We start from the raw sequence: 19,689 nt of genomic DNA, 5'->3' as shown, positions 1-19,689 counted from the left end.
GTCGGACACAGCAGGCAGGTGGCGGAGGGGAAGGGATTCGAACCCTCGATAGGCTTTAACACCTATAACGGTTTAGCAAACCGTCGCCTTCAGCCACTCGGCCACCCCTCCGCAATACGAGTGGCCTAGTACCACGACGTTTGCGGCTCGCCGTTCTAGACGGGCGCCCAGCAGCCTGTCAACGACGGTGCTGATCGCGGCCGCCGCGGCGCCGGAAGACCCGCGCTCCGGGCGATCCCGGCGGGCTCTTCGGCACTGCCTGACGCGCGATGCGCGAGGTGTTTGTTTCGATTGTGCAACCAATGCACGGATGCGGTGCCCAACCCGCCGACTTATCCACAAAAACGCGAGGCTCAGTTACAGTTCGTTAATATTACCGACGCAGGGTATTCGAGACAAAAGGCCCTGAGGTGAGAGTCGCCAGCCTGGCGCTCCACCGGCGAGAGAGGACGGAGAAGGCATCATGTCCCTGTCGAAGCGTAGCCTGGAAACCCTGCTCGACCTGGTCGAGATCAAGCTCAGCTGCATGGAGGTCTGGGATCGCGACGATCGTCGCGAGCTGCAGAGCCTCGAGGCCGCCCGCACCGAGCTGCGCTCGCTCGGCGAACCCGGCGGCGGCGAGGTCGTCGCCATGCCGCGCCGCCGCGGCCGGCCGCGCAGCAACCCGGCGCCGATGCACCACGCGGCCTCCTTCTAGGGGGCTCTGCCGCCAGCCCGTCGACCCGGCCGAGTGAAGCGGCGGGGCGCTTCGGGCTCAGGGCACCTGCATGCCCTTGGCGACGGCCGGGCGGGCCGTCAGGCCGTCGTACCAGCGCTTGACGTTGGGGAACTCGGCCAGCTCGACGCGCTGCCACTCGTGGCGCGCCGCCCAGGGATAGGTCGCGATGTCGGCGATCGAGTAGTCGGCGCCGCCCAGGAAGTCGGCCTCGGCCAGGCGCCGGTCCAGCACGCCGTAGAGCCGCCGGGTCTCGTTGGAATAGCGGTCGCGGGCGTAGGGCACCTCCTCCTTGGCGAAGCGCAGGAAGTGGTGGGCCTGGCCGAGCATCGGGCCGAAGCCGCCCATCTGCCACATCAGCCACTGCAGCGCCTGGTAGCGCGCCACGCCCTCCTTCGCCAGCAGCCGGCCGGTCTTGTCGGCCAGCCAGACCAGGATCGCCCCCGATTCGAACAGCGCGATCGGCTGCCCGCCCGGCCCCTCGGGATCGATGATCGCCGGGATCTTGTTGTTCGGGCTGATCTTCAGGAAGGCCGGGTCGAATTGCTGGTCCTTGGTGATGTCGACCGGATGGACCTCGTAGGGAAGGCCGAGCTCCTCCAGGGCGATCGAGACCTTGCGGCCGTTGGGCGTGCCCCAGGTATAGAGCTGGATCGTCATTCCTAACCTCCCTCTTGGCTTCTGCTCTTGTCGTGTCGGGTCTCGTCTTGTCGGGCGCGATCCTGCCGCGGCGGGCGGCCGTTGGCCACCCGCGCCGCCGGACAGGATTGATCGAAGGATCGAGGCTCAGCGGCGCTGGAACTGGGTCGCGCCGAACAGGACCTCGCGCGCCTTGTCGTCGAAGCCGCCCTCGCGGCGCAGGCTGGTCAGCACCTCGACGCCGCGCTTGACCGCCGGGCGCTCGGCGATCTCGTCGAACCAGCGCTGGAAGTTCGGATAGTTCGCGCGCTCGACGTTCTGGCGCTCCGGATAGCGGGTCCAGGGCCAGGCCGCCATGTCGGCGATCGAGTAGTCGTCGCCGGCCAGGTAGCGGCTCTCGCCGAGGCGCTTGTCGAGCACGCCGTAGAGGCGGTTGGCCTCGTTCGAATAGCGCTTCATGGCGTAGTCGATCTTCTCGGGCGCGTACTGCAGGAAGTGGTGCGCCTGGCCGAGCATCGGCCCCAGGCCGCCCATCTGCCACATCAGCCACTGCATGGTCGTGTAGCGGCCGGCGCCGTCGGCCGGCAGGAAGCGGCCGTGCTTCTCGGCGAGATAGAACAGGATCGCGCCCGACTCCATGAGCGCCAGGGGTTCGCCGCCCGGGCCGTCCGGGTCGACGATCGCCGGGATCCGGTTGTTCGGGCTGATCTTCAGGAAGTCGGGATCGAACTGGTCGCCGTTGCCGATGTCGATCGGATGGACCCTGTACTCCAGGCCCAGCTCCTCGAGCAGAATATGGACCTTGTGGCCGTTCGGCGTGGCCCAGGAATAGAGTTCGATCGCCATGGCGCTCCCCTTGGCAGTGGTCCCGCGGGCCGCCTGCTCCGGCATTGCCCGCAACAACGGGGCGCCGTCTGCGGCGGCGCCGGTTCTGCAACAAGGTGAGGTCCCGGGCCGGATGCGGCAAGCCCGCAGCCGGCAAAGCGCCTGTGCCGCCCGGGCGACGGCGGGCGGCAGCGGGCGATCAGTGGACGACCGGGATCAGCCGGACCTGCGCCTCCGGATGGCGGCGGGTGATCAGCTGCACCTCGACGGGCTCGACGGTCAGCTTGCGGCAGCCCGGGTAGTCGACCTGGAAGACCAGCTTCGGCTCGAGATCGAAGACCGGCACCTCCTCGGGCTCGCGCAGCGGCACGACGCCCTCGGGAAAGCTCTGCCGGCTGGTGAAGGCCTTGGCCCCGTAGACCCAGACCGATCGGACGAACATCGGCTCCTCCTGCCGGCGTCCTGCCGGCGGCATGGGTTGCACTCGCCCCATAAGATGCGCACACTGTGCGCTCGTGACAAGACCGGAATGCGCACCAGGTGCGCCGCGTGCCGAGATCGGGGCAGCGAAAGATGCGCACCTTGTGCGCCCTGCCCCGATGGTGTAGTGGATGACCGTCAAGAATCGTCGATGACCTGCCGGACGAGGACCCCATGACGCCCAAGGACTTCAAGCGCTGGCGCAAGAGCCTCAAGCTCTCGCAGAAGGAGGCGGCCCACGCGCTCGGCCTGAAGCGCCGGGTCATCCAGTACTACGAGAAGGGCGAGCGCGACGGCGGCAGGCTGGAGATCCCGCTCTACATCCGCCTCGCCTGCTTCGCGCTGACCCGGGGCGTCACCGACTACGAAGGGCCTGCCGAGGAGGCGGGCAAGGCCGCCAAGCCGGCGCGCAAGGCGGCCAAGGCCTCGGCGAAGGAGATGAAGGGCTCGAAGGCGCTGAGCGCGGCCCCCGAGGCCGACGCCGAAGCCGCCGAAGCCGCCGAGGCGGAGGTCGCGGCGGTCGAGGCGCTGGATCCCGAACCGCTGGCCGACCCGGTTTCGACGCCCCGCGAGGCCGCCGCCGGCCGGGCGGCGGCGCGGCAGCGGACGGCACGCAAGGCCGCGGCCCGGAAGCCGGCGACACGAAAGCCGGGGACCCGGAAGCCGGCCGGGAAGGCTGCGCCCGCAAAGGCCGGGGGGGCGAAGACGGAAGGCGCGAAGCCCGGAACCGCGAGGCCCGGAACCTCGAAGCCCGGAACCGCGAAGCCTCGGCCCGGCGCCGCCAAGCCGGCAGCGCCCGAGTCCGCCTCGCCCGAGTCCGCCGCACCCGAGCCGCGGGCGCGCAAGGCGCCGCCGACTCAGCGGCGCCGACAGAGGTAGGCGGCGTAGGCGCCGAGCGACTGCCAGCGCTCCTCGATCTCGAAGCCGCAGCGCTGCAGCAGGGCCTCGAGCAGGAAGTCGTAGGTGCTGTGCTCGTCGCGGACGTGGCCGGCGAAGTCGGCACGGGTGAAGCCCGCGCCCTCGGGTTCGGCGACGGCTCCGATCCAGGCCTCGACTCCCTCCCTCGCCGCGGCCGGCGCGAAGCCGAAGACGACGTCGCGCAGGTAGAACAGGCCGCCGGGCCGCAGCAGCGCCGCGATGCGTGCCAGCGCCTGGCCCTTCCAGAAGTCCGGCAGGTGGTGCAGGGCGAACTGGCTGACCACGGCGTCCGCGGGACCGCCGTCGTGGCGGTAGCTCAGGAAGCCGGCGCGGTGGAAGGCGACGGCCAGCCCCTCCCGCCGCGTCCGCTCTTCGGCGAAGGCCAGCATGGCCGCGGAAACGTCGACGGCACGGACCCCGGCGCCGGCCCGCGCGGCGGCCCGGGCGAAGGAACCGGTGCCGCAGCCGAACTCGACGACGAGCCGGCCGGGACCGAGGCCGAGCCGCGCCGCCAGCGCCTCATTCTCGGCGGTGCGGTCGCCCTGGTTGCGGTCATAGACCGCGACCGCGCCGGGATCGTCGAAGTCGAGCCCGACCTGACGCAGATCGTCATACCACCAGTCGGGTTTCGGCTGCTCGGCCATGCCGCCAGGGTGAGGGCCGAGGCCGCGCCGGTCCAATGCCCGCTGCTCATGGCCGCTCAGCCGCGGTCCGGGCCGTGGCGCGCGACCGGGCCGACGGCCGGCCAGCCGGGCCGCGTCGCGACGTCCTTGGAGCCGCAGCCCGAGCAGCGCAGGCGCACGCCGAGCTCGGGCACCGGGAAGGCCGGGCCGAGCTCCCTGACCAGCCGCTCGCTCGAGAGCGTCGCGTTGTGGCCGCAACGGTTGCACCAGCAGAACACGCCGAGCCCTTCGGCCGCCAGCTCGCCGAGCCCGACGGCCTTGCGGCCGCGATCCTCGTCGTCCAGCGCCCGTCGCTTGAAACCGGCCACCCTGCCCGTCCTCCGGATCCCGGCTCCACACCTGAGCCGTGATAAGAACATATCAGGAACATCGACGGGTAGGAAGCAGGACCGCTCTGCACAGAAGGGTGGCGGGACGGAAGGCTGGCGGGAGAGCCCCCTGCGAGGAGTCAGAGCCGGTGCGGCCGGATCACGACCAGGGCGACGCCGAGCACGGTCACTGCCATTCCGGCCAGGGCGAGCGGCCCGAGCCGCTCGTCGAACAGCAGGAAGGCGATCACCGCGGTGACCGGCGGCACCAGGTAGAACAGGCTGGCGGTCTTGGCCGCCTCGCCCCAGCGGATCAGCAGCATCAGCAGGCTGACTGCGCCGATCGACAGCACCAGCACCAGCCAGCCGATGGCGAAGACGAACTCGCCGCTCCAGACTACCCGGTTGCTCTCGAAGAGCAGCGCCGGCAGGCCGACGACGAGCGCCGCGGCCAGGTACTGCACGACGGCCCCGCCGATCAGCGGCGCGTGCTGGGCGAAGCGCTTCTGGTAGACCGTCGCCGTCGTGATGCCGAGCAGCGCGGCGACGATGAAGGCCAGGGCGTCGAGGCCGAAGCCGCGGAACAGATGCCCCTCGCCGCCCGGCGCCAGCTTGCCGGACAGCACCAGGCCGACGCCGAGCAGCCCGAGCAGCAGGCCGAGAACCTGACGCGGCCGCACCCGCTCGCCGAGCAGCGGCCCGACCACGGCGGCGGTCAGCAGCGGCTGCAGCGCGACGATCAGCGAGGCGAGGCCGGCCGGCATGCCGCGGCCGATCGCGGCGAAGACCCCGCCGAGATAGACGCCGTGCATCAGCGCCCCGACCACCGCGACGTGCCCGGCCGAACGCCAGCCGGCGAGCCGCTGGTCGGGCAGCACCAGCAGCAGCGGCGCCATCAGCAGCACGACGACCAGGAAGCGCAGCGTCAGGAAGGTGCCCGGCTCGGCATAGGGCAGACCGAGCTTGGCGCCGATGAAGCCGGTCGCCCAGAGCACGACGAAGACCGCCGGCGCGAGCGCGGCGAGCAGCGACTTCAGGGACGAGGCGGCGGCCATGCCCCGCCTGCTAGCACGGCCGGCCGCCGACTCCCAGCCGGAGGCCGCTCATGGCCGTCATGACGGCGGCCGGGCGACAGGGCCGCGCCGGTCTCGCGAACCGGCTCCCGGCGCCACCGCGGGCCCTGGGGGCCGGGGCCGGGGCCGGCGGCGACCTCGCCATTCGGCGGCAAGGGCGCGCCGCGGAATGGCGAGACGCACGGCGGGCCTCGCGCGATCCTGGCTGCGCAACCGGCACGGCGTGGCGAGGAACGGCAGCGATGGGCGGAGCGATCGACGCGGCGGCGCTGCGCAGCGCCTACGAGCGCGACGGCTTCTACGGGCCGGTTCCGGTGATGGCACGCGCCGAGGCGGCGGCGCACCGCGCGCGCCTGGAGGCGGCGGAGCGGGAGCGCGGCCCGATGCACTACCGGGTCAAGCCGCACCTGGTCTTCACCTCGGCGGCCGAGATCGCGCGCCACCCGGCGCTGCTCGATGCCGTCGAGGCGCTGCTCGGCCCCGACATCCTGGTCTGGGACTCGAGCTACGTGATCAAGGAGCCCGACAAGCGGCGCTTCGTCTCCTGGCACCAGGACCTGACCTACTGGGGCCTCGACGGGGACCGGCTGGTCACGGCCTGGGTCGCGCTGACCGACGCGACGCCGGAGAACGGCTGCATGCGCATGCTGCCGGGCAGCCATCGCGCCGGCCGGCGCGCCCACCACGACGGCCGCGCCGCCGACAACATCCTGCACCGCGGCCAGACCATCGCGCTGGGCGCCGGGGAGGAGGCTGCCGTCCGCGACCTGCCGCTCGCGGCCGGCGAGGCCAGCCTGCACCACGGCTGGACGCTGCACGCCTCCAATCCCAACCGCACGGCCGGCCGGCGCATCGGCCTGACCGTGCAGTACGCCGCCCCGCAGCTGCGCCAGGTCGTCGGCGCCTGGGACAGCGCGACGCTGGTGCGCGGCCAGGACCGCTTCGGCCACTTCGCGCGCGAGCCGGTGCCCCTCAGCGACTTCGACGAGGCCGACCTCGCCTACCAGGCCATCGTCGAGCGGCGCAAGCGCGAGGTCTATGACCGGGCGTGACCGGGCAGCGTCCGGCTATGTCGAGACGGCCCTGCTGCACGACCTCCTGACACGCAAGAGCCAGGTGCTAGGCCGCGCCCGCAGACGACGCCGAGGCTTTCGCCTTCCCGAGCGGACACGCGGCCCGCTCGATCACCGGTTAGGCCCTGACGGTCGACGGCGGGCCGACGCTGAGGATCGCGAGCCGGCTGCACTGAAGCGAGGGGCAGCGGACGGGCGAAGTGCCGCCTCGTCCTTCGGCTCGCTGTGCGTGATCGGCGGCGCAGGCCTGTCTCCCACCGAAATGGTCTCCGAAATTAGCCAGAGTGGCTATGTCGACCCGCCCGGATTTTTCCTAGCGTCCAGCCGCCGGCCATTCGTCCCCGAGAGAATCCGAGCGCTCGTCAGGCAATAGATCTCCCGTCAGAGGACCGCACATGCAAGCGCTTGACCACGTCGAACTCCATCTTGTGAAGACACCGTTGCCGGCACCGCATGCGCCATCGTGGATACCCGGGACGATCCGGACCCATGTTTCGATGTGCATTGTCCGGTTCATCACCGATGACGGTGTCGAGGGGTGGAGCGGCTTTCCTGCGGCCGGGCGTGAACGCGCCGGGCTCGGCGACCTGCTTGCCGATCTCTTTCTCGGTCAGGACGCCGGCGATATCGAAAAGCTGGCCGAGCGGATCCAGATCATGGCTGCGGGTGGCAACTTCAATTGGTGGCTCGAACCCGCATTCTGGGACATCAAGGCGAAGACCGCCGGCCTGCCGCTCTACAGGATGCTTGGCGGGACCGACGATCGCATAAGGCTCTATGCGTCGTCCGGCGAGCTTCGGGATCCCCAGGCACGGCGCGAGGAAGCCGAAGCCCGGCTTGCCGAAGGCTTCGACACGATGAAGATTCGCGTCCACGACTTCGATGAGGCTGTCGATATCGAACGTATTTCCGATGTCGCAAGCCACATGGAGGGGCGGATGAAGATCTCGGTCGACTGCAATCAGGCCTTCCGCCTGACGCAGAACGGCGATGCGCCGCTCTGGTCACTGGAGCGCGCCAAACGCTTCGTGGATGCGGCCGCGGATGTCGGGCTCGCCTGGGTGGAGGAGCCGCTGTTCGGCGAATGGCACGAGGAAATCGCCAGGCTGACGACCTACTCCCGGGTTCCCGTTGCCGGTGGCGAGCTTCAAGTCATGGGCCATAGAGAGCTCGCGCGGATGATGAAGATGGGCTGCTACAACATCTATCAGCCTGACGCCATGTGGGCAGGTGGGATCGCACAGTGCCTCAAGGTCGCGGCTCTGTGCCGGCAGGAGGGGCTGAAATTCACGCCCCACTGCTGGTCGAACGGTTTCGGGTTCATCGTCAACGCGCATGTCTTTGCCGCCAGCGGATTTGCGGGTGAGGCGTTGTTTGAATACCCGGTCTCCCCTCCCGGATGGATACCGGAAGCCCGCGATCTCATCTTTACGCGGCCGTTCCTGCATGAAAACGGCTGGTTCGCGATGCCGCAGAGCCCCGGATTGGGGTTCGAGATCAATCTCGAAAACCTCGAGAGATACGGGCGCTGCTTTTTCAAGGCCAGTCGCAAGACCAGGCACTGGATGCCCGAAGCGTTGTCGGACCTGTGACGGCCTGGCCGATTCCAACCGCCGCCCGCCGGCAAGACGCACTCGACGCGCCACCCCTAAGGAGAAGAATAGGCTGCTTGGGGCCCTGGGCCGCGCCATGCGGGAAGGACCGCCGTGGTTCGGGAGCCCCCCTCACCGCCACCTCAAAAAATACCGCTCCGCCCGCCCGAGCAGCCAGCTGACCGCCAGGCCCAGCATCGAGAGGATGGCGACGCCGGCGATCAGCTGGTCGGTCGCCATCAGGTTGCCGGCGAGCAGGATGTAGGCGCCGATGCCGTACTCGGCGCCGATCATCTCGGCGGCGACCAAGAGGATGATGGCGATCGCCGCCGAGATCCGGAAGCCGGAGAGGATCGCCGGCAGGGCGCCGGGCAGCACGATCTTGCGCACGATCGAGAGCCACGACAGGCCGAAGGACTGGCCCATGCGGATGAGATTCCGGTCGACGTTGTCGACGCCGCCGTAGACCGCGATGACCGTCGGGAAGAAGGTGCCGAACAGGATCGTCGCGACCTTCGACTCCTCGCCGATGCCGAACCAGATGATGAACAGCGGCAGCAGGGCGATCTTGGGGATCGGGAAGAGCGCGGCGACCAGCGGCACGACGCCGGCGCGGGCCATCGAGAACAGGCCGGCGGCAAGGCCGACCAGCAGGCCGAGCAGCGTGCCGCCGAACCAGCCGAGCAGCAGGCGCTGCAGCGAGGCGCCGAGGTGCAGCCAGATCTGGCCGCTGACCACGAGCTGCCGGAAGGCCTCGAAGACCGCGGTCGGCGCCGGCAGCACCAGCGGGCCGATCCAGCCGGTGCGCGAGCCGAGCTCCCAGAGCCCGAGCAGCACCAGGAACAGCACCAGGCCGACCAGGCGCATCGGCCGCGGCGCGAAGCCGCCGCCGCGGAACGGCACCGGGCGCGCGACCGGAGCCGCGGCCCCGGCGGCGCCGCGCTCGGCGAGCGCCTCGTCAGACATCGGCGAGCTCCCGGTCGGCGGCCATCGCCTCCTCGCGCATCAGCTCCCAGAGCCGGCTCTGCTGCTCCTGCAGCTCGGCCAGGGCGTGCTTGCGCTGCTCCAGCGGCATGTCGATCTCGACGATCTCGCGGATCCGGCCGGGCCGGCGCGACAGCACCACGACCTTGTGGCCGAGGCGCACCGCCTCGGCGAGGTTGTGGGTCACGTAGCAGGCGGTGAAGCGCTCGCGCAGCCAGAGCTCGACGAGGTCGTCGAGCAGCAGCTCGCGGGTCTGGCTGTCGAGCGCCGAGAGCGGCTCGTCCATCAGCAGGCAGGCCGGCCGCACAGCCAGGGCGCGGGCGATCGCGACGCGCTGCTTCATGCCGCCGGAGAGCTGGCGCGGCAGCACCTGGGCGAACTCGCTGAGCTTGGTGCGGGCCAGCACGTCGGCGACGATCTCGCTGCGCTCGCGGCGCGAGAGGGGATGGTCCTCGAGGACCAGGGAGACGTTGCCGGCGGCGGTGCGCCAGGGCAGCAGCGCGAAGTCCTGGAACACGTAGGTCAGCGGGTTGAGGCTGCCGGCCGGCGGCGCGCCGAGCTGCAGGATCTCGCCGTGGGCCGGCCGCTCCAGCCCGCCGAGCAGGCGCAGCAGGGTCGACTTGCCGCAGCCCGAGGGGCCGATCAGGCAGACGATCTGCCCGGCCTCGACGCCGAAGTCGACGTCGCGCAGCACCTCGAGATCGCCGTAGAAGTGGGTGATGCCGCGCAGCCTCAGGTCCATCGCGCCGGCCCCTTCGCGCCGCCGGAGAGGCGGAAGGACCGCGACCGGCCCCTCCGCCGCCCGGTCACTTCGTCGTCGCGACGAAGCTGGTGTCGACCATCTTGTCCAGGGTCAGGCTCTCGGGCGCCAGGCCGTGCTTCTGGAACCAGGCGAGCTGCTTGGCGATGTCGGCGATGTCGAGCGCCGCCCCCTCGGTCATGTAGACGGCGCCGGCCTCGATCGAGGGCGCCGCCGCCTCCAGCGGTTTGTCGGCATAGACGTACTTGTGGATGATCTCGACGATCGCCTGCTTCTTGGCCGGGTCGGCCTTGGGGTCGAGGAAGGCCGCGCGGTAGTCGGCGATGCCCTTCTCGTAGGCCTTGAGGAAGCGCTCGACGAGGTCGCGGTGCTTCTCGACGTTGCCGGTCGAGGTGAAGATCGTGGTGACCTGCCAGGGCCCGAGGTCGCGCACCCAGCCGATGATCCTGGCGGCGCCCGCCTTCTCCAGCGGCACGGCGACGTGCGGCACCATGGCCATGGCGTCGACCTGGCCGGACTTCACCGCGGCGATCATCGCCGGCACCTTCTGCAGCGGCTTGAGCGCGATGTCCGAGAGATCGAAGCCGTACTTCGCGGCGATCTGCCCGGCGACGTAGTGGAAGGACGAGCCCTGCTGGGTCATCGCCCAGCTGTGGCCCTTGAGGTCGGCCGGCGACTTGAGGCCGGCCTCCCAGGCCTGGTTGGAGGCCATGATCGCCATGCCGGGCACGCCCGGCTTCTCGGCGTAGAGGCCGCCGACGACCTTGACCGCGCCCTTGTCGGCCAGGCTGTAGAAGCCGCCGGTCAGGGCCGTGACGCCGAAGTCGACGTCGCCCGAGGCGATGGCCACGGCGATCGGCTGGGCGGCCTGGAAGAACTTCAGCTCGACGTCGAGCCCCTCGTCCTTGAAGTAGCCGCGTTCGTAGGCGATGAAGCTCGGCGCGTGCGAGGTGAAGCGCAGCGCGCCCAGGACGATCTTGTCCTCGGCATGCGCCGGCGCGGCGAGGCCGGCGAGCGCGACCGCTCCGGTAAGGGCCGCCAGCGCCGCGCGCCGGGACCATCGGCGACCTGCCGTCTGTTCCATGATGAACTCCTCCCCAGTGATTCCCGATTCGGCGGTTTCTTGGCTCGACGCCGCCGGCCGGCGGCGTTGAGAGATGGCCAGCACTATGCTCAAAGTGCAACCAGTCACGGAAAGAAAATGTCGCGGAGGAGGCGTCCCGTTGGTCAGGTTTCCCGATATCAAGCCGATCCGGCGCGGCGGCGACGCCGGCGCCCGCGTCCTGGAGTGCGACCTCTGCGTCGTCGGCTCGGGCGCGGCCGGCCTGTCGGCGGCCCTGGAGGCGCGCCGGCTGGGCGAGACGGTGGTGCTGGCCGACGCCGCCCCGCAGCTCGGCGGCCAGGCGATCAGCGCCGCGCTGGGCACGCTGTGCGGGCTCTACACCAACGGGCCGGCGCCGGTGCGCGTCGTCCACGGCGTGATGGATGGCCTGCTGACGGAGCTGACGGCGGCCGGCGAGGCGGCGCCGCGGCGGGCGCGCAACACCGTCATCCTGGACTACTCGATCAACGCCTGGCAGCGCTGGGCCGAGCGGCAGGTCGCCGCGGCCGGCGTGACGCCGCTGCTCGGCGCCGTGCTGCGCGGCGTCGCGCGCGACGGCGGCCGGGTCACCGCCCTCGCCTTCGCGACGCGCTTCGGCGACGTCGAGGTCCGCGCCCGCGGCGTCGTCGACGCCTCGGGCGACGCCGTCGTGCCCTGGCTCTCGGACCTGGAGATGGGCACCGCCGACGAGCCGATCCTCGGCACCGTCATGGCGCTCTTCGAGGGTGTCGACACCGGGCTCTGCGCCGACTGGCCGCGCGCGACCTACCACGACGCCATGAAGCGGCGCGGCGCCGAGTTCGGCCTGGTCCGCTTCGACGGCTTCATCTTCCCGGTCGGCGAGGGCCGGGTGAACCTCAACCTGACCCACGTCGAGACGCCGCTCGACGCGGTCGGCCTCGCGCTCGCCGGCATCGAGGGCAAGCGCCAGGTCGACGCCCTGCTGGCGCTGTTCCGCGACGAGTTCCCCGAGGCCTACGGCAGGGCGCGGGTCGCGCACTACGGCCAGGCCGGCATCCGCCAGACCCGGACGATCGTCGGCGCCAGCCGCCTGACCGTCCGGGCGGTGCGCGAGGGCGCCGCGCCGGCCGACCGGGTGCTGCGCTGCACCTGGCCGATCGAGCTGCACACGACCGTCGAGACGACCCACTGGGAGGTCTTCGGCAACGAGCACCTGCACTACCTGCCGTTCGGCGCGATGACGCCGAAGGGCCTCGACAACGTGGTCGTCGCCGGGCGCTGCATCGACGCCGAGCCGGCGGCCCTGGCCTCGGTCCGGGTCATGGGGCCCTGCTTCGCCATGGGCCGCGCCGCCGCCGAGGCGCTGCACCAGGTCCGGGGCGGCTCGGTGCACCAGCTCGACATCGCCGCCCTGCAGGGCCGGCTGGCCGCCAACCTGGTCGAGAAGACCCGCGATCCCTGGCTCGACCGGCTGGCCAGCGAGAGCGGCCCCGAGGCCCACAGCGCCGGCTGAGCCAGCGGGATCCGGCGCCCAGCACCCGGGGCCCTGCACCTGGCGCCCTGCGCCCGGGACCTGCCTGCCGCCCGGCCCCGGAAGGCTGACTTCCGGGTGCCGCGTCCCCATGTCCCGCAGGCCTGCAGCCCAGCCCCGACCGGACCCCGACGATGACCGTCATCCGCGTGCGCCACGAGACCCGCTACCGCTACGACCGCCCGGTCACGCTGGGCGAGCACCGCCTGATGATCCGGCCGCGCGACGGCCACGACCTGCGGCTGCTCGAGGCCGGCCTGCGCATCACCCCGCCGGCGCTGGTGCGCTGGTCCTTCGACACCTTCGGCAACTCGATCGCCCGGGCCTTCTTCGAGGGCGAGACCGAGGAGCTGGTCATCGAGAACGACCTGCTGGTGCGCCGCTACGTCTTCGACGACCCGCTGGTCACCTTCGCCGAGGCGGCCGAGCCCTACCCCTTCGCCTACCGCGACGACGAGCGGGTCGACCTGGCGCCGCTGATCGCCCTGCAGCATCCCGAGGAGCGGGAGCTGGTCGCGGGCTGGCGCGCCCGGACCCTGCCGCAGCTGCCCGGCTCCAGCCTCGACCTGCTGCACGCCCTCGGCCAGGCGATCCACGACGGCTTCGCCTACAGCCGGCGCGAGGCGCTGGGTACCCAGAGCCCGCGCCAGACCCTGGAGCGCGGCGAGGGCACCTGCCGGGACTTCGCCTTCCTGTTCATGGAGGCGGCGCGCGACCTCGGCTTCGCCGCGCGCTTCGTCACCGGCTACCTGCACGACGCGACGCTCGAAAGCGGCGACGACGGGCTGGCCGGGGGGCAGGCCGGGGGGCAGGCCGGGGGCCATGTCGGCGGCGGCGCCACCCACGCCTGGGCCGAGGTCTTCGTGCCCGGCGCCGGCTGGCTGGAGTTCGACCCGACCAACCTGATCGTCGCGGGCCGCGACCTGGTCCGGGTCGCGACGACCCGCACCCCCGAGCAGGCGCGGCCGATCAGCGGCAGCTTCCGCGGCCCCGAGGCGACGCAGGCGACGATGGCGGTGACCGTCGAGGTGACCCGCGAGATGGGCGAGGCCGACTAGCCGAGCAGGAAGGCCTCGGCCGCGGCGTGCAGCGCGTGCCGTCCCTCCTCCAGGTGCAGCAGGTGGCCGCCGTCCGGGATCGCCAGGTCCCGCTTCTGGGGTACGGCCGAGAGCGCCTCGAGCAGCGAGCGGGCGTCGGCAGCGGTCGAGAGCGAATCCCAGCGGCCGCGCAGGATCGCCGTCGGAGCCCGGACCAGGCCGGGATCCCAGGCGAGGCGTCCCGCCCAGGCCTCCGCGATGTCCTGCGCCGGCCCGGCCGGCACCCTGACCGCCGGCGGGGTGCGGGCCCGGCTCTGAGGGTCGCTGTCGAGCCAGCGCTCGGCCCAGGGCTCGAAGTGGCGGCGCAGCAGCACCGGCGCCTGGCCGGCCGGCGTGTCCTGGACGAAGCGCTGCCACTGCTGCTCGACGGTCACCAGCCGCCAGGCCGGCAGGCGCGGCGCCTCGGCGGCCCCGCTCCGTCGCGCGATCGGCCCGAACAGCAGCAGGCGCTCGACCCGCTCCGGCCGGCAGCCGGCGAAGCGGCCGGCGGCCATCGTGCCCCAGGAATGGGCGACCAGCGAGACCCGCCCGACGCCGTGCCGGGCGGCGATGAACGCGACCGCCCGCTCGACCTGGCGTACCGCATCGTCGGCGCGCCCGACCGCCTCGCCTACCTCGGCCGGCAGGGCCAGCTCCGGCTGCGGGTCCGAGCCGCCGAAGCCGTGGAGGTCGAGGCCCCAGACCTCGAAGCCGGCGGCGACCAGGGAGTCGCGCCAGGACCGGCCGTCGAAGCGGTGCGCGATCGACAGCGCCGAGGGGAAGGTCGCGCCGTGGAGGTAGAGCACGACCCGCGGCGAGGGTGCCGGCCGCTCCGGCCCGAGGTGCCGCAGGAACAGCCGGAGGCCGGGATGGTGGCTGGGCACGAGATGGTGGCTCTCGCGCGGGTCGAGCTTGGGCTGGGGCATCATCGGCGGGATCGCTCCGTCGGTTCGGGACCGGGCGATCAAAGGCGCTGTCGTGGCGCGGGCGTTACGGCGAAGGCCGAAGCGGGGCGAGGCCCGTGCCGCCCCTCACCCGCCTCGCTCCGCTCGGCACCCTCTCCCCCGCGGAGCGAGGGAATTCATGGGCGCCCCGTCATTTCCCTCGCCCCTTCGGGGAGAGGGAGGGGCCCGCGAAGCGGGAGGGTGAGGGGGACGCCGGGCGAGACCCCGACCCTACCCCAGCTTGTCCTTGAGCAGCTTGTTGACCATGCCCGGGTTGGCCTTGCCCTGGGTCGCCTTCATGACCTGGCCGACGAACCAGCCGATGACGTTGGGGTTCTCGCGGTACTTCTCGACCTGGGCCGGGTTGTCGGCGATCACCTTGTCGACCGCGGCGCCCAGCTCGCCGGCGTCGGAGACCTGCTTCAGGCCCTTCTCCTCGACGATGGTCAGGGCGTCCTTGCCGCTCTCCCACATCGCCTCGAAGACCTCCTTGGCCTGGCGGCCGGAGATCGTGTCGTCGGCCAGCAGGTCGAGCAGGCCGCCCAGCTTGTCGGCGTCGACCGGCGCCGTCTCCAGGGTCTCGCCCGAGGCGTTGAGCGCGCCGAAGTAGTTGGTGATCGTCCAGTTGGCGGCGAGCTTCGGGTCGCGCTTCTTCCCGCCCTTCACCAGGGCCTCGTAGAAGGCGGCGTTCTCCTGCTCGGCGACCAGCACCGAGGCGTCGTAGGTCGACAGGCCGTAGTCGGCCAGGAAGCGCGCCTTCTTGTCGTCCGGCAGCTCCGGCAGGCCGGCGCCCAGCTCCTCGACCCAGGCCGGCTCCAGCTCGAGCGGCAGCAGGTCGGGATCGGGGAAGTAGCGGTAGTCGTGCGCCTCCTCCTTGGAGCGCATCGGGCGGGTCTCGCCGCGCTTGGGGTCGAACAGCCGCGTCTCCTGGACGACCGTTCCGCCGGACTCGAGGATCTCGAGCTGGCGGCGCGCCTCGGCCTCGATGGCCTGCTGGACGAAGCGGATCGAGTTGACGTTCTTGGTCTCGGTGCGCGTGCCGAGCGGCCCGCCGGGCCGGCGCAGCGACAGGTTGACGTCGCAGCGCAGGCTGCCCTCCTCCATGTTGCCGTCGCAGGTGCCGAGGTAGCGCAGCAGCGAGCGCAGCTTGCGCACGTAGGCGCCGGCCTCCTCGGCCGAGCCCATCTCCGGCTTCGAGACGATCTCCATCAGCGCGACGCCCGAGCGGTTGAGATCGACGTAGGTATGCAGCGGATCCTGGTCGTGCAGCGACTTGCCGGCGTCCTGCTCCAGGTGCAGCCGCTCGATGCCGACATCCTTGGTCGAGCCGTCGGGCAGGTCGATGGTCAGCGTGCCGTTGCCGACGATCGGCTTCTCGTACTGGCTGATCTGGTAGCCCTGCGGCAGGTCCGGGTAGAAGTAGTTCTTCCGCTCGAACACCGAGGTCAGGTTGATCTGCGCCTTGAGGCCGAGGCCCGTGCGGATCGCCTGGGCGACGCACGCGCGGTTCAGCACCGGCAGCATGCCGGGCATCGCCGCGTCGACCAGCGAGACCTGGCTGTTCGGCGCCGCGCCGAAGCGCGTCGAGGCGCCGGAGAAGAGCTTGGACTCGGAGATGACCTGGGCATGGACCTCCAGCCCGATGACCATCTCCCAGCTGCCGGTCTCGCCCTCGATCAGACTCATCGCGCTCTCGTCCCTTGGCTGCAGTCGTCGTCCTGGGCCGTCATCTACACCCAAACGCCGCCGAGGTGAACGGTCGCGCCGACAACGCAGCCGCGACAGACTCCCTCTCTGCCCCTCTGGGGCGGAGAGGGCCGGGGAGAGGTGGGGATGCTCGACCGCTCCACCGGCGCCAATGTCACCGTCGCCTCGCCCCACCTCTCCCTGACCCTCTCCGCCCCCCGGGGCGGAGAGGGAACGTGTGAGCGGCGGCGGCGCTTCCCCTACTCCGCCCGGATCGCCGACGGATCCATCCAGACCAGCTCCCAGATGTGGCCGTCCGGGTCCTCGAAGGAGCGGCCGTACATGAAGCCGTGGTCCTGGGGCGGCCGCGGCTCCCGGCCGCCGGCGGCGAGCGCCCTGCCGGTCAGGTCGTCGACCTCCTCCCGGCTGTCGCAGCTGAGGCAGGTCAGCACCTCGGTGACCTTGCCGGCGTCGGCGATCGCCTTGGGCGTGAAGCCGGCGAACTTCGCCTCGGTCAGCAGCATGGCGTAGATCTCCTCGCTGATCACCAGGCAGGCCGCCGTCTCGTCGGTGAACTGGCGGTTGACGTGGAAACCCAGGGCCTCGAAGAAGGCCATGGCGCGCGGCAGGTCCCTGACCGGCAGGTTGACGAAGATCTTTCTCGACATCGGTGCGTTCCTTTCCTCAGTGGCTGCCGCAGCAGCCGGTGTCGCGGCTGGTCTCGTACTCGTCGTGCAGCCGGACCCAGCTCATGGTCGTCGCCTCGTTGCGGCCCTTGGGCACAAGGTCGAGCCAGTTGAAGGCGCCGATCAGCAGGTCGCCGCCGCGGGCATAGGTCGAGTAGCTGTGGTAGATCCGGCCGTCGTCGCCGCGCGCGAAGACGCTGGCGCCCGGCAGGTCGTGCCAGGCCGTGCCAGAGCCGTAGTTGTAGCGCTTCGCCCCGGCCGCGACCTCGGCCTCGCTGAAGGAGACGCCGAAGTCGACGTTGAAGTCGCTGCCGAAGGAGGAGACCCAGCGGAAGGTCCAGCCCATGCGTTTCCTGACCGGCTCGATCTGGGCGAGCGGCGCGCGCGACACGGCGGCGAAGGAGAGGTCGGCCTGCTCGAAGTGCTGGCGCGCCGCGTCGACATGGTCGGACAGGAACGAGCAGCCGGGGCAGATGTGGTCGCTGCCCGGCGTCAGCATGAAGTGGTAGACGACGAGCTGGCTGCGGCCCTCGAAGAGCTCGGTCAGGCCGAGCGGCCCCTCCGGCGCCTCGAAGCGGTAGTCCTTGTCGACCGGCACCCAGGGCAGGGCCCGGCGCAGCGCGGCGACGCGGTCGCGCTGCCGGCTCAGCGCCTTCTCCTCCGCCAGCAGGGCCTTGCGGGCCGCCAGCCAGTCCTCGCGCGATGCTGTCTCGTGAGGCTGCCTGGCGCTCATCCCTGCGTCTGCGCCCGCAGGCGCGCCTCCTGCTCGCGGACCTCGGGGGTCGCGTTGTCGCCGAAGTCCTCGATCTCGAAGAGCGGGCGGATCTCGACCTCGGTCGGCTCGTCGTGCGGGTTCGGGCAGCGCTTCAGCCACTCGACCGCCTCGTCCATCGACGAGACCTTCCAGAGCCAGAAGCCGGCGACCAGGTCGTTCGACTCGGTGAAGGGGCCCTTGCGCACGCTCCGCCTGTCGCCGTCGAAGCCCACACGCACGCCGGTCGCACTCGGCTTCAGGCCCTCGCCGGCCTGCATGATGCCGGCTTCCACCAGCTCCTCGTTGTAGGCCATCATGGCCGTCAGCAGTTCCTCGCTCGGCAGCTCGCCGGCCTCGCTGCCCCTGCTCGCCTTGACCAGAACGACGACACGCATGGCCTTTCCTCCTCGGATTCGATATGTTGATATCAAGCTATATTCTGCAACTCCTGAAAGGCAACCGGTAAATTGCAGGTCAGGAGTGAACGGAGGGCGCCATGGCCGGCAAGCGCCACTACGACGACGGCTGCGCCGCCGCCCATGCCCTCGACCTGGTCGGCGAGCGCTGGGCCCTGCTGGTCGTGCGCGAGCTGCTGCTCGGCCCGCGCCGCTTCACCGACCTGCGCGCCGGCCTGCCCGGCATCAGCCCCAACGTGCTGAGCCAGCGGCTTTCGGAGCTGGAACGCGCCTCGATCGTGGTGCGCCGGCGCCTGCCGCCGCCGGGCGCCGCCCGGGTCTACGCGCTGACCGACTGGGGCCGCGAGCTCGAGCCGGCGATCCAGGCGCTCGGCCGCTGGGCCGCGCGCTCGCCGGCCAGGCCGCGCGACCTGCCGATGAGCGCCAGCTCGCTGATCTTGTCGTTCCGCACGATGGTCGACGCCGACAGGGCCCGCGGCCTCGCCGGCACGCTGGAGCTGCGCCTCGGCGAGCAGCACTTCCGCGCCCGCCTCGCCGAGGGCCGGCTGGCGCTCCTGCCCGGCGAGGCCGAGCGGCCCGACGCCGTCATTGCCGGCAGCCCGGACGCGCTCGCCGCCGTCGCCTACGGCGGCCGCCCCCTCGACGAGGCCCTGGCCGAGGGCGCGCTGACGGTCACCGGCGACCGGGACTTGGCGGCGCGCTTCCTCGGCCTCTTCCCCCTGCCCGCTCCGGCGCCGGCGACGGCCGACCCCGCCTAGCGCGCCACCGCGGCCCGGGCGAGCTCGGCCAGGGCCATGCGCTTGTAGGCATCGACCAGCCTGTCTCCCTCGGCGCGCTCCACCGAGACGGCGAGCCGCATCGCCGCCTCGCCGAGCTGCATGACCGTCAGGGCTGAGGCCGAGAGGGCCTCGGGCGCCGCCGCGGGATCGAGGCGTGCCAGCACCGCCGCGACGATCGCCGCGTTGGCCCGGCTCTCGGCCAGCTCGAAGGCGCGCAGGGCCGGGTCGGCCTGGGTCGCCGACCAGACGTCGCGGCGCACCGGCTCGGCCAGGAAGAGGGCGTAGTAGGTGTCGATCAGGCCGCCGAAGGCCCGGCGGAGCCCCTCGGCGTCGCGCACTCCGGCCAGCTCCGCCGCGATGCAGGCCCGCCCCTCCTCGTTGTAGCGCTCCGCCAGGGTGCGCACGACCGCCGCCTTGTCCGGGAAGTACTGATAGAGCGAGCCGATCGAGACCCCGGCCCGCTCGGCCAGCTCGCTCATGCGCAGGGCGTCGCTGCCGCGCGCCTCGATCAGCGCGACCGCCGCGGCGAGAATCCGCTCGACCCGCTCCCGGCTGCGGCGCTGGCTCGGCCGGCGGCGCAGCGCGGGCGCACCGGGATCGGCAAAGGGCTCGGCAGGAGCGTCGGACAAGGCGGAGCGGCTCGGGCAAGTTCCGTTGACTCCAGAAATACGAGGGATTATCACGTTTCGCAAATATGAGTATCA

At 71.5% G+C, this 19,689-nt stretch carries 22 protein-coding genes and 1 tRNA gene; 7 read left to right on the top strand and 16 right to left on the bottom strand.

Annotated elements, in window-relative coordinates; genetic code table 11:
- Positions 1-19: 19 nt before the first annotated feature.
- Positions 20-111, bottom strand: a tRNA-Ser gene (locus B9O00_RS19140).
- A 352-nt stretch (positions 112-463) separates the two neighbouring features.
- Between B9O00_RS19140 and B9O00_RS19135 the strand changes: the two genes are divergently transcribed.
- Positions 464-697, top strand: a complete 234-nt coding sequence (locus tag B9O00_RS19135; RefSeq protein ID WP_085124310.1) for a hypothetical protein — start codon at positions 464-466, stop codon at positions 695-697.
- Positions 698-754: 57 nt separating this feature from the next.
- On the opposite strand, the gene B9O00_RS19130 is transcribed toward B9O00_RS19135, so the two are convergent.
- The 3 genes from B9O00_RS19130 to B9O00_RS19120 form a co-directional block, all read right to left on the bottom strand.
- A complete protein-coding gene (locus B9O00_RS19130) occupies positions 755-1,375 on the bottom strand; it encodes a glutathione S-transferase N-terminal domain-containing protein (protein ID WP_085124309.1) in 621 nt (206 codons plus the stop codon).
- Between the two features lie 126 nt (positions 1,376-1,501).
- Positions 1,502-2,200 carry a glutathione S-transferase N-terminal domain-containing protein gene (locus B9O00_RS19125; protein ID WP_085124308.1) on the bottom strand — a complete coding sequence of 233 codons (699 nt, stop codon included), beginning with the start codon at positions 2,198-2,200 and terminating at the stop codon, positions 1,502-1,504.
- 178 nt (positions 2,201-2,378) lie between these two features.
- Positions 2,379-2,621: a hypothetical protein gene (locus B9O00_RS19120; RefSeq protein WP_085124307.1), complete on the bottom strand. Its 243-nt coding sequence runs from the start codon at positions 2,619-2,621 to the stop codon at positions 2,379-2,381.
- Positions 2,622-2,833: 212 nt separating this feature from the next.
- Here B9O00_RS19120 and B9O00_RS19115 point away from each other — a divergent pair, with 212 nt between their 5' ends.
- On the top strand, positions 2,834-3,538 hold the full coding sequence (locus B9O00_RS19115; RefSeq protein WP_085124306.1) for a helix-turn-helix domain-containing protein: 705 nt from the start codon (positions 2,834-2,836) through the stop codon (positions 3,536-3,538).
- Here the strand turns inward: B9O00_RS19115 and B9O00_RS19110 are convergent.
- The 3 genes from B9O00_RS19110 to B9O00_RS19100 all read right to left on the bottom strand — a co-directional run bounded on the left by B9O00_RS19110 (position 3,517) and on the right by B9O00_RS19100 (position 5,623).
- Positions 3,517-4,221, bottom strand: coding sequence for a class I SAM-dependent methyltransferase (locus tag B9O00_RS19110; RefSeq protein WP_085124305.1), 705 nt, complete (start codon positions 4,219-4,221; stop codon positions 3,517-3,519). The two genes, B9O00_RS19115 and B9O00_RS19110, sit on opposite strands and share 22 nt — an antisense overlap.
- A 56-nt stretch (positions 4,222-4,277) precedes the next feature.
- Complete coding sequence (locus tag B9O00_RS19105) at positions 4,278-4,568, bottom strand: hypothetical protein (protein ID WP_200808574.1); 291 nt, start codon at positions 4,566-4,568, stop codon at positions 4,278-4,280.
- 140 nt (positions 4,569-4,708) lie between these two features.
- Positions 4,709-5,623: a DMT family transporter gene (locus B9O00_RS19100; RefSeq protein WP_085124304.1), complete on the bottom strand. Its 915-nt coding sequence runs from the start codon at positions 5,621-5,623 to the stop codon at positions 4,709-4,711.
- A gap of 260 nt (positions 5,624-5,883) precedes the next feature.
- On the opposite strand from B9O00_RS19100, the gene B9O00_RS19095 reads away from it, so the two are divergent.
- Both B9O00_RS19095 and B9O00_RS19090 read left to right on the top strand, forming a co-directional pair.
- Positions 5,884-6,693 (top strand): phytanoyl-CoA dioxygenase family protein, encoded by an 810-nt coding sequence (locus tag B9O00_RS19095; protein ID WP_159460265.1) that lies wholly within the window; start codon positions 5,884-5,886, stop codon positions 6,691-6,693.
- Positions 6,694-7,109: 416 nt separating this feature from the next.
- Complete coding sequence (locus B9O00_RS19090; protein WP_085124302.1) at positions 7,110-8,306, top strand: mandelate racemase/muconate lactonizing enzyme family protein; 1,197 nt, start codon at positions 7,110-7,112, stop codon at positions 8,304-8,306.
- A gap of 132 nt (positions 8,307-8,438) precedes the next feature.
- Here B9O00_RS19090 and B9O00_RS19085 read toward each other — a convergent pair whose 3' ends face one another.
- From B9O00_RS19085 to B9O00_RS19075, 3 genes are all read right to left on the bottom strand, one after another.
- Positions 8,439-9,272 carry an ABC transporter permease gene (locus B9O00_RS19085; protein ID WP_085124301.1) on the bottom strand — a complete coding sequence of 278 codons (834 nt, stop codon included), beginning with the start codon at positions 9,270-9,272 and terminating at the stop codon, positions 8,439-8,441.
- On the bottom strand, positions 9,265-10,032 hold the full coding sequence (locus B9O00_RS19080; protein WP_085124300.1) for an ABC transporter ATP-binding protein: 768 nt from the start codon (positions 10,030-10,032) through the stop codon (positions 9,265-9,267). The genes B9O00_RS19085 and B9O00_RS19080 overlap by 8 nt, the downstream gene beginning before the upstream one ends.
- 64 nt (positions 10,033-10,096) lie before the next feature.
- Positions 10,097-11,134 carry an ABC transporter substrate-binding protein gene (locus B9O00_RS19075; protein ID WP_085124299.1) on the bottom strand — a complete coding sequence of 346 codons (1,038 nt, stop codon included), beginning with the start codon at positions 11,132-11,134 and terminating at the stop codon, positions 10,097-10,099.
- Between the two features lie 139 nt (positions 11,135-11,273).
- On the opposite strand from B9O00_RS19075, the gene B9O00_RS19070 reads away from it, so the two are divergent.
- Complete coding sequence (locus B9O00_RS19070) at positions 11,274-12,626, top strand: FAD-dependent oxidoreductase (protein ID WP_159460264.1); 1,353 nt, start codon at positions 11,274-11,276, stop codon at positions 12,624-12,626.
- 152 nt (positions 12,627-12,778) lie between these two features.
- Complete coding sequence (locus B9O00_RS19065) at positions 12,779-13,702, top strand: transglutaminase family protein (RefSeq protein ID WP_085124297.1); 924 nt, start codon at positions 12,779-12,781, stop codon at positions 13,700-13,702.
- Here B9O00_RS19065 and B9O00_RS19060 read toward each other — a convergent pair.
- The 5 genes from B9O00_RS19060 to B9O00_RS19040 form a co-directional block, all read right to left on the bottom strand.
- A complete protein-coding gene (locus tag B9O00_RS19060; protein WP_085124296.1) occupies positions 13,699-14,649 on the bottom strand; it encodes an alpha/beta hydrolase in 951 nt (316 codons plus the stop codon). The genes B9O00_RS19065 and B9O00_RS19060 overlap by 4 nt on opposite strands.
- Positions 14,650-14,895: 246 nt before the next feature.
- The gene (gene gatB, locus B9O00_RS19055; protein ID WP_085124295.1) at positions 14,896-16,350 is read right to left on the bottom strand and encodes an Asp-tRNA(Asn)/Glu-tRNA(Gln) amidotransferase subunit GatB; all 1,455 of its coding nucleotides are present in this window, start codon (positions 16,348-16,350) and stop codon (positions 14,896-14,898) included.
- Between the two features lie 260 nt (positions 16,351-16,610).
- Positions 16,611-17,018: a VOC family protein gene (locus B9O00_RS19050; RefSeq protein WP_085124294.1), complete on the bottom strand. Its 408-nt coding sequence runs from the start codon at positions 17,016-17,018 to the stop codon at positions 16,611-16,613.
- A gap of 16 nt (positions 17,019-17,034) precedes the next feature.
- Complete coding sequence (locus B9O00_RS19045) at positions 17,035-17,769, bottom strand: DUF899 domain-containing protein (RefSeq protein WP_085124293.1); 735 nt, start codon at positions 17,767-17,769, stop codon at positions 17,035-17,037.
- A complete protein-coding gene (locus B9O00_RS19040) occupies positions 17,766-18,185 on the bottom strand; it encodes a YciI family protein (protein WP_085124292.1) in 420 nt (139 codons plus the stop codon). Before B9O00_RS19040 ends, B9O00_RS19045 begins: the two co-directional genes overlap by 4 nt.
- Before the next feature lie 101 nt (positions 18,186-18,286).
- Here B9O00_RS19040 and B9O00_RS19035 point away from each other — a divergent pair, with 101 nt between their 5' ends.
- Positions 18,287-18,964, top strand: coding sequence for a winged helix-turn-helix transcriptional regulator (locus B9O00_RS19035; RefSeq protein ID WP_085124291.1), 678 nt, complete (start codon positions 18,287-18,289; stop codon positions 18,962-18,964).
- Here B9O00_RS19035 and B9O00_RS19030 read toward each other — a convergent pair.
- Positions 18,961-19,614, bottom strand: a complete 654-nt coding sequence (locus tag B9O00_RS19030) for a TetR/AcrR family transcriptional regulator (protein WP_085124290.1) — start codon at positions 19,612-19,614, stop codon at positions 18,961-18,963. The two genes, B9O00_RS19035 and B9O00_RS19030, sit on opposite strands and share 4 nt — an antisense overlap.
- Positions 19,615-19,689: the final 75 nt, after the last annotated feature.

It is taken from the genome of Tistlia consotensis USBA 355, from assembly GCF_900177295.1.
GTDB lineage: Bacteria > Pseudomonadota > Alphaproteobacteria > Kiloniellales > DSM-21159 > Tistlia > Tistlia consotensis.
The sequence above is the reverse complement of the archived record's forward strand: the minus strand, read 5'-3'. Positions and strand labels throughout refer to the sequence as shown.